The 13,986-nt window shown below is 74.3% G+C and carries 13 protein-coding genes; 4 read left to right on the top strand and 9 right to left on the bottom strand.

Translation table 11 applies throughout. The features are described from left to right. Positions 1-7 precede the first annotated feature (7 nt). On the top strand, positions 8-1,213 hold the full coding sequence (locus AB0C87_RS13865; RefSeq protein WP_360577849.1) for a ribonuclease D: 1,206 nt from the start codon (positions 8-10) through the stop codon (positions 1,211-1,213). Between the two features lie 91 nt (positions 1,214-1,304). Further along, complete coding sequence (gene efeU / locus AB0C87_RS13860; RefSeq protein ID WP_345177287.1) at positions 1,305-2,168, top strand: iron uptake transporter permease EfeU; 864 nt, start codon at positions 1,305-1,307, stop codon at positions 2,166-2,168. A 7-nt stretch (positions 2,169-2,175) separates the two neighbouring features. Here the strand turns inward: efeU and AB0C87_RS13855 are convergent, their stop codons facing one another. From AB0C87_RS13855 to AB0C87_RS13830, 6 genes are all read right to left on the bottom strand, one after another. Continuing rightward, on the bottom strand, positions 2,176-2,538 hold the full coding sequence (locus AB0C87_RS13855; protein WP_345177290.1) for a hypothetical protein: 363 nt from the start codon (positions 2,536-2,538) through the stop codon (positions 2,176-2,178). Positions 2,539-2,614: 76 nt separating this feature from the next. Beyond that, positions 2,615-3,796 (bottom strand): FtsX-like permease family protein, encoded by a 1,182-nt coding sequence (locus AB0C87_RS13850; protein WP_353833900.1) that lies wholly within the window; start codon positions 3,794-3,796, stop codon positions 2,615-2,617. Beyond that, a complete protein-coding gene (locus AB0C87_RS13845; RefSeq protein WP_353833901.1) occupies positions 3,793-4,494 on the bottom strand; it encodes an ATP-binding cassette domain-containing protein in 702 nt (233 codons plus the stop codon). The genes AB0C87_RS13850 and AB0C87_RS13845 overlap by 4 nt, the downstream gene beginning before the upstream one ends. Further along, a complete protein-coding gene (locus AB0C87_RS13840) occupies positions 4,491-5,528 on the bottom strand; it encodes a peptidoglycan-binding protein (RefSeq protein WP_360577695.1) in 1,038 nt (345 codons plus the stop codon). The genes AB0C87_RS13845 and AB0C87_RS13840 overlap by 4 nt, the downstream gene beginning before the upstream one ends. After that, entirely contained in the window at positions 5,525-5,842 is a 318-nt protein-coding gene (locus tag AB0C87_RS13835; protein WP_360577693.1) for a hypothetical protein, read from the bottom strand. Before AB0C87_RS13835 ends, AB0C87_RS13840 begins: the two co-directional genes overlap by 4 nt. A gap of 255 nt (positions 5,843-6,097) precedes the next feature. Next, positions 6,098-9,346, bottom strand: coding sequence for a BTAD domain-containing putative transcriptional regulator (locus AB0C87_RS13830; RefSeq protein WP_360577691.1), 3,249 nt, complete (start codon positions 9,344-9,346; stop codon positions 6,098-6,100). Positions 9,347-9,464: 118 nt separating this feature from the next. On the opposite strand from AB0C87_RS13830, the gene AB0C87_RS13825 reads away from it, so the two are divergent. After that, positions 9,465-10,106 (top strand): hemerythrin domain-containing protein, encoded by a 642-nt coding sequence (locus AB0C87_RS13825; RefSeq protein ID WP_360577690.1) that lies wholly within the window; start codon positions 9,465-9,467, stop codon positions 10,104-10,106. A gap of 54 nt (positions 10,107-10,160) precedes the next feature. After that, positions 10,161-10,586, top strand: coding sequence for a DUF4267 domain-containing protein (locus AB0C87_RS13820; protein ID WP_360577688.1), 426 nt, complete (start codon positions 10,161-10,163; stop codon positions 10,584-10,586). 96 nt (positions 10,587-10,682) lie between these two features. Here AB0C87_RS13820 and AB0C87_RS13815 read toward each other — a convergent pair whose 3' ends face one another. Genes AB0C87_RS13815 through AB0C87_RS13805 form a run of 3 tightly spaced genes read right to left on the bottom strand, consistent with a single transcriptional unit; the run spans position 10,683 to position 13,975 of the window. After that, a complete protein-coding gene (locus AB0C87_RS13815; protein ID WP_360577686.1) occupies positions 10,683-12,335 on the bottom strand; it encodes a gamma-glutamyltransferase in 1,653 nt (550 codons plus the stop codon). Positions 12,336-12,360: 25 nt separating this feature from the next. Continuing rightward, positions 12,361-13,254, bottom strand: a complete 894-nt coding sequence (locus AB0C87_RS13810; protein WP_345177366.1) for a proline iminopeptidase-family hydrolase — start codon at positions 13,252-13,254, stop codon at positions 12,361-12,363. A gap of 55 nt (positions 13,255-13,309) precedes the next feature. Beyond that, positions 13,310-13,975: an XRE family transcriptional regulator gene (locus AB0C87_RS13805; RefSeq protein ID WP_345177370.1), complete on the bottom strand. Its 666-nt coding sequence runs from the start codon at positions 13,973-13,975 to the stop codon at positions 13,310-13,312. Positions 13,976-13,986 lie beyond the last annotated feature (11 nt).

Below are 13,986 nucleotides of genomic sequence, written 5' to 3'. Positions count from 1 at the left end.
CCCTGCCATCCCGCTGCTGGAGCCGCGCGAGGGCGTCCCGCCGGTGCTCACCGCTCCGGCCGACCTGGAACGCGTCATCGCGGCGTTCGCCGCCGGCACCGGTCCCGTCGCGGTCGACGCCGAGCGGGCCTCCGGCTACCGGTACGGCCAGCGCGCCTACCTGATCCAGCTGCGCCGCGCGGGCGCCGGCACCGCGCTGATCGACCCGGTCGCGCTGCCCGACCTGTCCGGGCTCGACGCCGCGCTCGCCGACGCCGAGATGGTGCTGCACGCCGCCAACCAGGACCTCCCGTGCCTGGCCGAGGTCGGCCTCGTCCCGCGCCGGCTGTTCGACACCGAGCTGGCCGGGCGGCTGCTCGGCTACCCCCGGGTGGGGCTCGGCTCCATGGTCGAGAACGTCCTCGGCTACGTGCTGGAGAAGGGCTACTCGGCGGCCGACTGGTCGACGCGCCCCCTCCCGGAGGACTGGCTGCGCTACGCCGCGCTCGACGTCGAGCTGCTGGTCGAGCTGCGCGACGCGCTCCACGGCGAGCTGGAGGCGGCGGGCAAGCTGGAGTGGGCGCGCGAGGAGTTCGCCGCGATCCTGACCACGCCGCCGAAGCCGCCGCGCCCCGACCCGTGGCGCCGCACGTCCGGCATCCACCGGGTGCGCAACCGGCGGGCGCTCGCCGCCGTCCGCGAGGTCTGGGAGGCGCGCGACAAGATCGCCCGCGAGCGGGACCTGTCCCCCGGCCGGGTGCTGCAGGACGCGGCGATCATCGAGCTGGCGCAGAAGTCGCCGAAGACCCCGGCCGAGCTGCAGGCCCTGCCGACGATGCGGGGCCGCGGCGCCCGCCGGCACCAGTCGGCGTGGCTGCGCGCCGTCGCCCGCGCCCGCGAGCTCGGCGAGCGCGGGCTGCCCGAGTCGAACCTGCCCGGCGACGGGCCGCCGCCCGCGCACCGCTGGGCCGACCGCGACCCGGAGGCCGCCAAGCGGCTCACCGCCGCCCGCGCCGTCGTCGCCGCGCTGGCCGACGAGCACTCGATGCCGTCGGAGAACCTCGTGCAACCCGACTACGTCCGCCGGCTGGCGTGGACGCCCCCCGCGGAGTCGTCGCCGTCCGCGATCGGCGCCGCCCTGCGCGACCTCGGCGCCCGCGGCTGGCAGGTCGAGCTCACCGCGCAGCCGATCGCCAAGGCGTTCCTCCGCCTCGAAAGCAAAGGTGAGCTGTAGGCGGACTTGCACGGGGGCGGCCGCGAGGCACACACTGGCTTAGGTTAGCTTTGCCTAAAACGTGTGTGTTGATCCCCCGAGGAGTACGTCGATGCTGCTGGGCAACTTCCTCATCGGCCTGCGTGAGGGGCTCGAGGCCGCCCTGGTCGTGAGCATCCTGATCGCGTACCTGGTGAAGACCGGCAACCGCCGGGCCCTGCTCCCCGTCTGGACGGGCATCGGCGCCGCCGTCGTCCTGGCGTGCGGGTTCGGGATCGCGCTGAGCGCCGCGTCGTCGGAGATGCAGTTCAAGACGCAGGAGCTGTTCGGCGGCGTCCTGTCGATCATCGCGGTGGGGCTGGTCACCTGGATGGTCTTCTGGATGCGCAAGACCGCCCGGTTCATGAAGGCCGAACTGGAGGGCAGGCTGGAGGGCGCGCTCGACGTCGGGCCGGTCGCCCTCGCGGCGGTGGCGTTCCTGGCCGTCGGGCGCGAGGGGCTGGAGACGGCGCTGTTCCTGTGGACCAACATCTCCAACTCCTCCGGCGGGTCCGCCCAGCCGATCACCGGCGCGTTCCTCGGCCTCGCCGTCGCCGTCGCCCTCGGCTACCTGCTCTACCGCGGCGGCCTCAAGATCAACCTCAAGCGGTTCTTCACCTGGACGGGCGCCGCGCTCATCGTCGTCGCCGCCGGCGTCTTCGGCTACGGCTTCCACGACCTGCAGGAGGCGGAGGTGTTCCCCGGCCTGCACGCGGTCGCGCTGGAGCCGCACGCCTTCTTCGCCAAGTTCGGCGGCGCCGGCGACTGGATGCAGACCGTCTTCCAGGGCGTCCTGAACGTCACCCCGCAGATCACGTGGCTTCAGCTGGTCATGTGGGCGGCCTACCTGGTGCCGGTGATGGTGCTGTTCCTGCGCAGCCCGTCGCCGTCCAAGCCCGCCCCGGCCAAGGCCACCGAGCCGGCGCCCACGTCCTGACGCCGCGTCACAGGTCGGGCAGCGGGTCGCGGGGAAGGCTGTCGCGGGCGAAGACCTCGGCGTCGGCCGCGTTGACGACCGGCACGTACTCGTCGTCGAGCTCGAACACCGCGCCCCCGAACTCGAACGACGCCCCGACGCCCGTCTCCACCGGCCCGATCCGGGTGCCGCGCGGGTAGCTGCCCCAGATGCTCTTCGGGGTGCTGCGGCTCAGCGGGCCGGTGGAGATCACGGCGACCTGGTCGCCGGTGACGACGAAGACGAACCCCGCACCGCCGCCGTAGGTCATCGCGGGGAAGATGTAGCGGATCTCCCCGTCGATGCCGAGGAACTCCCTGCAGCGCTCGCGGAGCGGGCGTGGCACCGGCATGGCGGTTGGGGCACCTCCCCCAGGGCGGGTCGACGTCGCCCCAATCATGCACCGATCGGACAGATCGTGACCAGTCTCACGCGGTCGCCAGCGCCGCGGTCGGGGGCAGCCGCGCGGCCCGCGCCGCCGGGTACAGTCCCGCGACCGTCCCGATCACCAGGGTCGCGGCGAGCGCGCCGCCGAGCGCCCACGCCGGCACGACCGGCGGCCACCCCTTCCACAGCGCGAACCCGGCCGTCACCGCCGCGCCGAGCACGACCCCGGCCGCGCCTCCGAACGCCGACAGCAGCAGCGACTCGGCGAGGAACTGGACCCGCACCTGGCCGCGGGTGGCGCCGAGCGACCGGCGCAGCCCGATCTCGCGGCGCCGCTCCAGCACCGAGATCACCATCGTGTTGGCGACCCCGACCCCGCCGACGAGCAGCGCGACGGCGCCGAGCCCGAGCAGCAGCCCGGTGAACGCCCCGGACGCCGCGGCCCGCGCCTCCAGGGCGTCGGAGGGCCGGCTGACCTGGACCTGCTCCGGATGCTCCGGGTCGACCGTCCGGGCCAGGACGTCCCGGACATCGCCGACCGACGCGTCCGCGGAGCGCTCGTAGATCGTCGTGGGGTGGCCGTCGAAGCCGAGGTACCGGCGGGCGGCGTCCCAGCCGACGAGGGCGGAGCGGTCGATCTCCGGGGCCAGCTCCGCCGGCCGCAGCACGCCGAGGACGACGAACCACCGGCCGCCGATCCAGACCTGGCCGCCCGCCCGGTCCAGGCCGAGCCGCCGCGCCGCCTCCGACCCGAGCACGACGGCGGGACGGCCCCCGGTCGCCGCGTCCAGCGCCCGCCCGCTCGCCGGCGCCACGTCGAGCGTGCCGAGCAGCCCCGCCGTGGCGGCCTGCACGGCGATGCCCTGCGTGACCTCCTCCGGGATCCGGTCGGTGCGGCGGACGGTGGCCTCCACCGACCCTGTCGCGCCGACCGCCGTGACCGTCCCGATCCGCCGCACCATCTCCGGCGCCGTCTCGGGCAGCTGCGCCTTGTCGCCGAACAGCGTGTCGCCCGGCTTCGCCGTCAGCAGGTTCGTGCCCAGCCGGTCGAGCCGCCGGAGCAGGTCCTCCCTGCTGGAGGAGGAGATCCCGATGACGGCGACCATGGTGGCGATCCCGATCGCGATCCCGAGGGCCGACAGCACCGCCCGCGCCGGACGGGCCCGGAGCCCGCCGAGCCCGACGCGCAGCACGTCGCCCGCACCGAGCCGCGCGGGCCTCATCGGCTCACCGTCCCGGCCCGCTCGTCCGCGACGATCAGACCGTCCCGGACCCGCACCCGCCGCGGCGCCCGCGCCGCCACCTCCGCGTCGTGCGTGATGACCGCGACGGTGGTGCCGGCGCGGTTCAGCTCGTCCAGCAGGGCGAGCACCTCGGCGCCCGCGGCGGAGTCGAGGTTGCCGGTCGGCTCGTCGGCGAGCAGCAGGTCGGGCTCGCCCACGACCGCCCTCGCGACCGCGACCCGCTGCTGCTCGCCGCCCGACAGCTGGTGCGGCCGGTGCGCCGTCCGCTCCGCCAGCCCGACCCGTCCGAGCGCCGCCCGCGCCCGCTCCCGCCGCTCCCGCAGCCCGACCCCGCGGTAGAGCAGCCCGTCGGCGACGTTGTCGAGGGCGCTCACCCCCGCGGCGAGGTGGAACTGCTGGAACACGAACCCGATGTGCCGCGCCCGCAGCGCCGACAGCTCCCGGTCCCCGAGCCCCGCGACCTCGTGCCCCGCGACCCGCACGCTCCCCCGCGTCGGCCGGTCCAGCGTCCCGATCATGTGCAGCAGCGTCGACTTCCCCGACCCCGACGGCCCGACGATCGCCACCAGCTCCCCCGGCGCGATCACCAGGTCGACGCCCCGGAGAGCCGCGACACCGCCCCCGTACTCCTTGACCACCCCGGCCAGCTCCACGATGTCCGCGCCCCTGTCGTTCATTCGGCGGGCACCCCGACCTTCATGCCCTCGCGCAGCCCGTCCCCGGCCACCTCGACCCGCCCGCCGCCGAACGCCCCGGCCCGAACGGGCACCAGGCGCCTGGACCCGTCGACGACCTCGACCCCGAAGCCGCCCTCCCGCAGCGCCAGCAGCGCCTCCACCGGAACCGACAGGACGCCTTCGCGCCGCTCGCTCTCCAACTCGACGCTGACCGGCGCCTCGTCCAGCCGTCCCGTCCCGGCGTCCCCGATCGAGATGTCGACGCCGACCGTGGTCTTCTGGTCCTGCCCCGAACCGGTCGTCCGGGCGACGCTGCCGACCTCGCTGATCGTCCCCTTCACCGACGCCCCGCCGGGGAGCTCCACCGACACCCGGGCCCCCTTCTTGGCGAGATCCTGCTTGTCGGCCTCCAGATCGACGTGCACGACCCGCCTCGTCCCGGCCACCGTCAGGACGGGCTGCCCCTGAGCGATCCGCTTCCCCTCGGGCGCCTTGACCTCCCGCACCCGCACGGCCCCGTCCGAGAACACGACCTGCCCGGGGTCGACCTGACCGGTCTCCGCCAGCCCCCGGTCGTCCTGCCATTTCTCGACAGCGGCGGTCGTGGCCCCGGTGAACTCCCCGTCCACGGTCATGCCGCCGTACCCGAGAGCCCGCAGGTTCTCTTCGAGCTGCCGGACGTCCTTCCCGGAGACGCCCTCACGCAGCGCCCGGTACATGGGCCGAGCGCCGTACATCAACGTCACGGGCTTGCCCGCCACCGACAGGAGCGCCTCCCCGCGCCGAACGGTCGCACCCTCCTCCGGCGCCCAGGTCACCACCCCGGACGCCCCGATCCACACGTCCCGGACATCGGCATAGGTGAGCTTCCCGTCCACCTTCTCGGTGTCCACGAGATCGCCCCGGCTCACCACCGCCGTCGCCAACGGAATCTGCGCCCCCTGCGCCTGGCCCCCGTCCCGGCTCCAGGCAAGGGCGCCGCCGACCACCACCACGACGGCGGCGGCCCCACCCGCGACCGCGACCCGCCTCACTTCCCGACCCCCGGCAGGCTGCCCTTGCACGCCTCCCGCGCCTTCTCTGCCTGCCCCCGGTCGACCTGCCCGGTCGGAAGCTTGATCTGCCCGTCCGGCCCCGGATCCGGGATGTCGACCCCGTGCTCGCGCATGCACTGGGTGAACTCGACGTACTGGTCGCGCACCTTCGGATCCTTGAGGTCGGGCATCTTCCCGCCCGCCTGAAGCCACGACTGGCACTTCTTCAGCGCCGCCTCCAGCTTCGAGCGGTCACCGCCCTTCCCCAGCCGCATCGCGTGCCCGTCCCCACTCCCCGGGTCAGGAACGTCCACCCCGTTGTCCCGCATGCACTGCGCGAACTTCAGCTGAGCGTCCTCCGGAGAGACCGACCTGCTGGGCGAAGCAGAGGCCGAGGCCACCCCACCAGCACTGGCGACCCCGCTCTCTTTCCCATCGCCCCCACACCCGGCGACACCCAGCACAAGCCCCGCGACAACACCCAGAACCCAAACCCTCATGGTCGGCCCTCTCCCCGAAGCACCCTGCCCCGGCCCGCCCATAAGACCCCCCAGAGGGTTAAACCCGCATTAGCGGCTGTTGTGAGTGGCTGGAGGCGGGGCGTGGGTGCGGGCGGCGGCGGACCAGTGGGGGGCGTTCCAGTGGGCGGCTATGGCGGCGGCTTCGGCGAAGTGGGCGGCGGCCTCGTCGTCGCGGCCAAGGAGGAGGGCGAGTTCGCCGAGGGTGTGGGCGACCGGGCGCAGGGCCAGCGAGACGCTCTCCGCGCCGGCCGGGGGGCCGTCGCGGTGGGGCAGCAGGTCCGCGTAGATCTCCTCGGCGGCGTCGCGGTCGTTCAGGGCGACGATCGCCATCGCGCGCAGGCTCGTCAGGAAGGTGAAGAAGAAGTCGGGCCGGATCGGGGGCGGTGACGTGCGGGCCCGGCGCGCCTCGCCGGTGCGGCCGGCGGCGTGGAGGGCGAGCGCGAGCAGGTCGGTGACCATCGGGCCGAGCGCCTCGTGGAGAGCGCGCACGTCGTCCAGGTGGTCGCCGAGCGTGCCCTCGTTCAGCCAGATCACCGCCAGGGCGAGGCCGAGGAAGCCCGCGTGCACCGATCCGGCGCGCTCCATGCGTTCGGTGGCCTCGGTGTAGAGGCGCCGGGCGTCGGTGAACCGGCCCTCGATGAGCACCAGGGTCGCCAGTGCGATCTCGGCGGCGCTGATCGCCTCCGGCATCCGGTAGGCGCGGGCGAGGTCGAGCGCCTCCCCCGTCGCGCGGCGCATGGTCGCGGGGTCGTTGGCCGCGGCGGCGATCGCGGCCTGGTCGAGCAGCCCGGTCACGCGGTAGACGGGCAGGTCGTGCTCGACGCCGATCTCCACCAGTTCGCGGGCGTGCTCCTCCCCGTCGGGGCCGCCGGCCAGGATCACGAGCGCCGCGGCCCGGAGGCGGGGGTCGGTGGCGAGTTCGAGCGCCTCCCCCGCCGCCGCCATGGCCGTCGGGTCGTCCTCGCCCGCCAGCTCGGCGGCGTACGCGGTGAGGAGGCGTGACCGCACGTCGGCGGCGAGGTCGGTCCGCTCGAGCAGGCGGACGAGGCGGTCGACGACGGGACGGTCGACCGTGCCGTACGTGCGGGCCTGCCAGGGGGTCGGCTCGGTCCAGGCGGTGAACGCGGCGATCACCAGATCGTCGCGGCCGATCGATTCGGCGTACTCCGCGGCCCGCTCGCGCGTGGCCCGCGCCGCGGCGACGGCCCCGGCCCTGACCTGCGCGCGCAGCAGCCTGCCGAACAGGTCGGCGCGCTCGTCCGGTTCGCTGGAGTTGGCGACGGCGTCGGTGAGGAGCGCGACCGCCACGTCGTGGGCGTAGCGCGCCTCGGCCAGCTCGGCGGCCCGGACGCAGTAGCCGACGGCCTTCGGCGATCCCGCCCGCGCGTAGTGGTGGGCGAGCGCCGCGACGTCGCCGGTGCCCTCCAGGGCGGCCGCGATCCGGGCGTGCATCCTGGTGGCCCGCAACCGGGTGACGTCGGCGACCAGTGTGTCCCTGACCAGCGCGTGAACGAACCGGACGCGCCCGGGTCCGGGCTCGTCGAGCAGCCCGGCGATGACGCCCGCGTCCAGGGCGTCCAGCACGCCGTCCTCGTCGGAGTCGGCGGCCCGCACGAGCACGTCCACCGAGCTCTCCCGGCCGGCCACGGCCGCCAGCCGCAACACGGACACGCCGCTCTGCGGGAGGCGCGCGAGCCGGCGCCGCAGCACGTCCCGTACACCGTCGGGTACCTCGGAGAGCGCGACCAGCGCGCCCTCGCCGTTCAGCAGCCGCGCGCTTTCCCGCACGTAGAACGGGTTCCCGCCGGTTCGCTCCGCGATCCCGGCCACGGTCGCGTCGTCGGCCTCGCACTCGGCGCGTACGAGTTCCGCGACGGCGTCGCCTTCCAGTCCGGGCAGGTCCAGCCGGAGCGGCGCGGCGCGGGCGAGGGACCCGAGAGTGTCGGTGAGGCGCTCGCTCTCGTCCGCGCGGTACGCCGCGACGACCAGGATCGGGGCCCGTGCGCCGACGCAACCGCGGAGAAGCTCCAGCGTGGCGGCGTCCGCCCAGTGGAGGTCGTCCAGGACGACGGCTACCGGCCGGTCGGCGGCGACCGCCGCGAGCCAGTTCCACACGGCCCGCCGCAGCCGGAACCGTCCGGCCGCCGCGTCGTCGTCCATCGTCGCGGAGTCGGAGAGCAGCGGCGCCAGGTCGTCCGCGAACTCTCCCGGCGGGACGCTCGACGCCACCGTCCGCAGTGCCTCGACCCACGCCCACGCGGGCGGCGCGCCGTCCACCTCGGGACAGCGCCCGGCGGCGACGAGCCACCCGTCCCGTCCGAGCCGCGCCCCGAAGTGCTCAAGGAGCGTCGACTTGCCGAGACCCGCCTCCCCGGTGACGAGCACAACCCGCGCCCCATCGGCGGTGGCCTCCCCGGCGGCCGCCACCAGCGCCGCGAGCTCGCCCTCACGTCCCACGAACGTTGTCGCGCCGGGCCCGTTCTTCGGAGGCGGCGGCGCGGTCGCCTGGGAACGGGACGCTGGGGCGGGAACAGCCGAGCGGAGGACCTCCGTGCGCTGGGTGAGGATCGCCTCTTCCAAGGTCACCAGGTCCGGGCCGGGGTCGAGGCCCAGCTCGTCGGCGAAGACGGCGCGGGCGCGGCGGAGGGCGGCCAGGGCGTCGGCCTGGCGCCCGCTGCTCCACAGCGCGAGAGCGTGCATGCGCCAGCCCTCCTCGCGCAGGGGCTCGTCGCGGGTGAGGCCCTCGGCCTCGGGAACCACCGCCGCGGGGTCGCCGAGCCGCAGCCCCGCGGCGACGCGCAGTTCGCGGGCGACCACCCGCAGCTCGTTCAGCCGGGCGGTCTCGGCCGCGGCCCACGGCTCGTCGGCGACCTCGGCGAACGCGGGTCCGCGCCACAGCGCCAGCGCCTCGTCCAGCCGGGCGCGGGCGTCACGGGGATCGGCGAGCGCGCGGGCCTCGTCGAGCATCTCCTCGAAGCGCCACGCGTCCACCGACCTCGGCGGCAGCCGCAGCGCGTAGCCGGGCGCCGCGCTCACCAGAAGGCGCGCCGGGGCCCGCGGCGGGCGGCCGGGCTCCAGCAGGCGGCGCAGGTTGGAGACGTACGCCTGCAACGACGCCAGGGCGCGGGACGGCGCTTCGCCGCGCCACAGGTCCTCGACCATCCGGTCGACCGGCACGACGTGCCCGCGCGCGGCCAGGAGCAGGGCCAGGACGCCCCGCTGCCGCGGTCCGCCGAGAGGAACGGGCTCGCCCCCCGCCTCGGCCGCGAACGAGCCCAGCACCCTGATCAAGACCATGAGGCCACACATCGTACGCGCGGCCGGCGGAGGCGTTCCAAGTCGGCTCCAAGTGCCTTCCAAACGTCCGGGAGCAGCCTTGAGCACGTCGAACAGGACGGATGAAGGGCAGGACAGGATGAGCGTCGACACCCAGGACATGGAGATCGTCCACCGCGCCTTCCGCCGCGAGTCGCGGCTGCTCATGGAGCTCGTCGCGGCGGTCGCCCCGGGTGACACCGCCCGCGCCAAGGTGATCGCCGACCACTTCCGCGACTACCGGCTCGGGCTGAAGAACCACCACGAGGGCGAGGACGAGCTGCTGTGGCCGCCGCTCCTGTCCCGGGTGGATCTGGAGGCGGACGTCGTTCTGCGCATGGAGGCGCAGCACGAGCGCGTCGCGGCCACGATGACGAGGCTGGAAGCCGCCGTCCCGGCATGGGAGGCCGCCGCCGGAGCCGACGAGCGCGACACCCTCGTGGCGGCCCTCGCCGAGCACCGCGCGGTCCTGCTCGAACACCTCGACGACGAGGAGGCCACCCTCCTTCCGCTCGCGGCCGAGCACATCACCGAGCAGGAGTGGGCCGCCCTGGGCGACCACCTGGTGGCCCACACGCCCAAACTCACCCTGCTCACGCTCTTCGGTCTCGTCCTGGAGGACGCGGACCCGGCCGAACGGGCCATCCTCCTCTCCGCCCTCCCCAGACCGGTACGCGGCATCTGGCACGTCATCGGCCGCCCCCGCTACGCCCGCCACATCCGCCGCGTCCGCGCCGCCTGACCAGACCCACGCACCACCCAGCAAGCTCACCGAAGACCCGCAAGGAGAAGAACGATGTCGCTGAAGAACATCAACACCGCCCTGGCCGCCGCCTTCGTCCTCTTCATCCTCTGGTTCGGGACGGAGTTCATCCTGAGCCCGGAGACCACCGCGCCGAGCTTCGGCCTGCCGACCTGGCCGTCCGGCGACGGCGGCGGCTTCCTGATCATCAAGGGGATCCGCGACGTCGTCCTGGCCCTGGTCTTCGGCGTCCTGCTGGTGACGGGCCAGCGCCGGGCGCTGGGCTGGGCGCTGCTGGTGGGGGCCCTCGCCGCGTACGGCGACATGGCCACCGTGCTGGGCCACCACGGCTCCGTGGCCACCGCGCTCGGCGTCCACTGCCTGACCGCGACGCTGATGGTGGTCAACGGCCTGCTGATCATGCGCGAGACCCGCAGGGGGGCGGCCGCTCAGGCATCGCCCGCCCCGCGGCACGCCTGACCCCGCCGGCCGCGGGTGCGGCCGGTGGCGCACGCCTGGTGCGGTGGGACCGCGCCAGGCGTGCGCGTGCCGGTCAGAGGCCTGCGGCCGTGCCGGTCAGAGGCCTGCGGCCTGGCCGGCGCGGCGGGGGCCGGCGGACGCGTGGAGCGTCCCGGTGTCGTCGCGCCAGGTCATGTGGAAGCTGCCCATCTGGTACTGGTACGGCGCCATCGGGCGGACGAGGATCCCCATGCGGGCGACCTCCGCGACGACCTCGGCGGGCAGGCGGCTCTCGACCGTCACGGAGTAGTCGTCGGCGAGCGGCAGCATGCGGGGCGCGTCGTCGGCCGCGTACGGGTCCAGGCCGTGTTCGAGGATGCTCGTCATGACCTGCGGCACCGTGATGTGCGGGATACCGGGCGTGCCGAGGGCGAGCCACGGGCGGCCGTCCCGCAGGAGCAGCGTGTTGCCGATGACCGAGCGGATCCGCCCGCCGCCGGTCAGCCAGCCGCCGAGCATGGCGGTCAGGCTGCTCGTCATGGTGCTGCCGATCATCGGGACGCCGCCGATGACCTGGCCCGGGACGCCTCCGCCCTGCACCGTGTTGACGAGCTGGACCCAGTTGCCCTGGGCGTCGACGACGCTCAGCTCGCAGCTGCCGACGGACTCGCCCGACCGGCCGGTCGCCTCGCCCAGCGCGCCCGGCGTCGAGGTGAGCCGGACGTGCTCGGTGAGGTCCACTTTGGTGCGGCTCATCCGGAGAACGGCGGCGAGCGCGCGGTGGTACTCCCGCGACATCAGCACGCTGCTCGGGTCCTCGAAGACCTCCGGGTCGTTGATGAACCCGGTCTCGTACGCGGCGCGGCGCAGCGCGTGCGCCATGTAGTACAGCGACTCGGGCGACTCGGCGTAGTGCCCGAGCTCGGCGACGCCCAGCTCGTGCAGGATGCCGAGGACCATCGCCGACATGACGGCCTGGCGCTCCGGCGGCGCCTGCTGGACGACCTCGACGCCGCCGTGCCGGTAGCGCAGGCCGTCTCCCCACCGGGGCTCGTCCTGGCGCATGTGCCGCATCTCGATCGGCCAGCCGACCTCGTTCGCCCGCTCGACGAACAGCCGCGCCCACTCACCGTCGATGAACAGGTCCGGCCCCTCGGCGGCCAGCTTCGTCAGCGTCCGGGCCAGCTCCGGCTTCGGCCACCGCTGCCCGGCCTGCGGAAGGTGCCCGTCGGGGGTGAAGTGGCGCCGCCCGGACGCGGTGTTCATGTACAGCTCGGCGCTGTGGCCGAGGACCAGGTGTTCGAAGGAGTCGACCTCGTGGCCCTCCTCGGCCCAGTGGATCGACGGCGCGCACAGCCGGTCCCACGGCCGCGACCCGAACCGCTCGTGCATCGCCTTGAGCCCCGGCATGAAGCCGGGGATGACCGCGCAGGGGCCCTCCGGGATCGCGGTGTACGGCCCCGACGAGATGGCGACCGGGCGGAACGGCGCGAGCCCGGGCACGATCGTGCCCATGCTGTTGAGCTCGTGGCACCGGCCCTGCTCGGCGTTCCAGAACAGCATCGTGACCGTTCCCGCGTGGCCGGTCATGTCCTGCTGGATCGTCGCGTTGAGCAGGCTTCCGACGATGGCCGCGTCGATGGCGTTGCCGCCCTCGCGCAGGATGTCGAGCATCGCGTCGGTCACCAGCGGGTGCGCGCTGGAGCACACCGCCTCCCGGCTTCGCGCCGTCGTTTTGGGGCCGATCCGGCCGACCTTGGTTTCGCTCATCGTCCCGTCCTTGTCGAGAGAGGGTTCACCGGCGCCGCGCCTCGACGTCGGTCAGGAACGCCGAGGTCTCGGCGATGAAGGCGTCCGGCTCTTCGAGGAACGCCATGTGCGAGCTGTCGTCGAAGACCCGGAACCTGGCGCCCGCGATGCCGTCCGCCAGCACGGCCATGTGCTCCGGTGCGGCTTCGTCGTGGCGCCCGCAGGTGACGAGGGTGGGCACGCGTATCCGCGGCAGGCGCGGTGTGACGTCCCAGTCCGCGAGCGCGCCGGTGACCGGGCCGAACTCGCTCGTCCCCCACAGGGCCGCGTACACCTCGTCGCCGAAGCCGCCGAGCGCGTCCTTGAGCGGTGCGGGCCACGGCCGCGTCCGGCACATGTGCCGGCGGTTGAAGACGGCGAGGGCGTCCCGGTACTCGCGCGAACGGACCGTGCCGGCCCGCTCGTGCTCGTCGAGCGTCCGGACCACGTCCTCGGGAAGCCGGGCGCGCAGCGCGCGCACCCCGCCGATCCAGCTCGCCACGCTCGGCGGAGAGCTGTTGAGCAGGAGAGAAACCGGCGGCACGGGCGGGTCGCCGAGCGCGTACTCCAGGGCGAGCCATCCGCCCCAGGAGTTGCCGAAGAGGTGGAACTCCTCCAGGCCCAGGGCCGCAACGACCGCCCGAAGCTCCTCGACGAAGTACGGGATCGTCCACGACGGCCCCGGCGGCCGCCGGCCGGACTCCCCGCAGCCCGCCTGGTCGTAGAAGACGACTTCCCGGTCGGCGCCCAGCCGGGCGAGCGGCGCCAGGTAGGAGTGCGGCAGGCCGGGCCCGCCGTGCAGGCACACGATCGGGGTCCGGCCGGGGGTGCCGGCGCGCCAGTACGCGACGGAGCCCTGCGGCATGGAGACGAAGCCGGTCGGCTTCTCGGAGAGGTTCACTGGCGTTTCCCGACGACCGTAGGGACAGGGTGAAGGGTGCGCGCCGAGACCTCTTCTAGTACGAGGCGGGCGTCTGCACCCAGAGCAGTTCCGACGAACCGCGGGACAGGTTCTGGCTGCCGTGGACGTCCTTGCCGGGGAAGGTGAGGCTGTCCCCGGCGGACAGGCGGTGGGTCTCCGACCCGACGGTGATGGCGACCTGCCCCTTGAGGACGAACACGAACTCGGTGTCCGCGCCGTGGGCGAACAGCTCCGGGCCGGTCCCGCCGCCGGGTTCGAGCTTCACCCACAGCACTTCCAGGCATCCGCTGGCGTCCGAACTGACCTGGGCCTCGGTGATGCCGCGGTCCGGGTACTCGTACGCGGCGCGTTCGTCGTGCCGGACGATCTGGCTGCGCGACAGCGTCGCCTGGAACAGGTCGCCGATGTGGGCCCGCAGCGCCTGCGCGATGCGGACCAGGGTCGGCACCGAGGGCGACGCCGTTCCGTGCTCGACCTGCGAGATGAACGCCGCCGACACGCCGGCCTGCTCGGCCAGGTCCCGGACCGCCATTCCGCGCTGGGTCCGCAGGCTGTTGATGTTGCGGCCGAGCAGCGTCTTGACGGCGTCGGCGTCACCGTCCGGCGCCTCGTCGCCGCGGGCCCCCTCGGCGGGCGGACCGCCGAAGTGGCCGGGGCGCTTGTTGCCGCTCTGGTGATGTGCCGGCGGTCGAGCAGCCAATGCGCTTCCAC

This window comes from Actinomadura sp. NPDC048021 (genome assembly GCF_040653135.1).
Lineage (GTDB): Bacteria > Actinomycetota > Actinomycetes > Streptosporangiales > Streptosporangiaceae > Spirillospora > Spirillospora verrucosospora.
The sequence above is the reverse complement of the archived record's forward strand: the minus strand, read 5'-3'. Positions and strand labels throughout refer to the sequence as shown.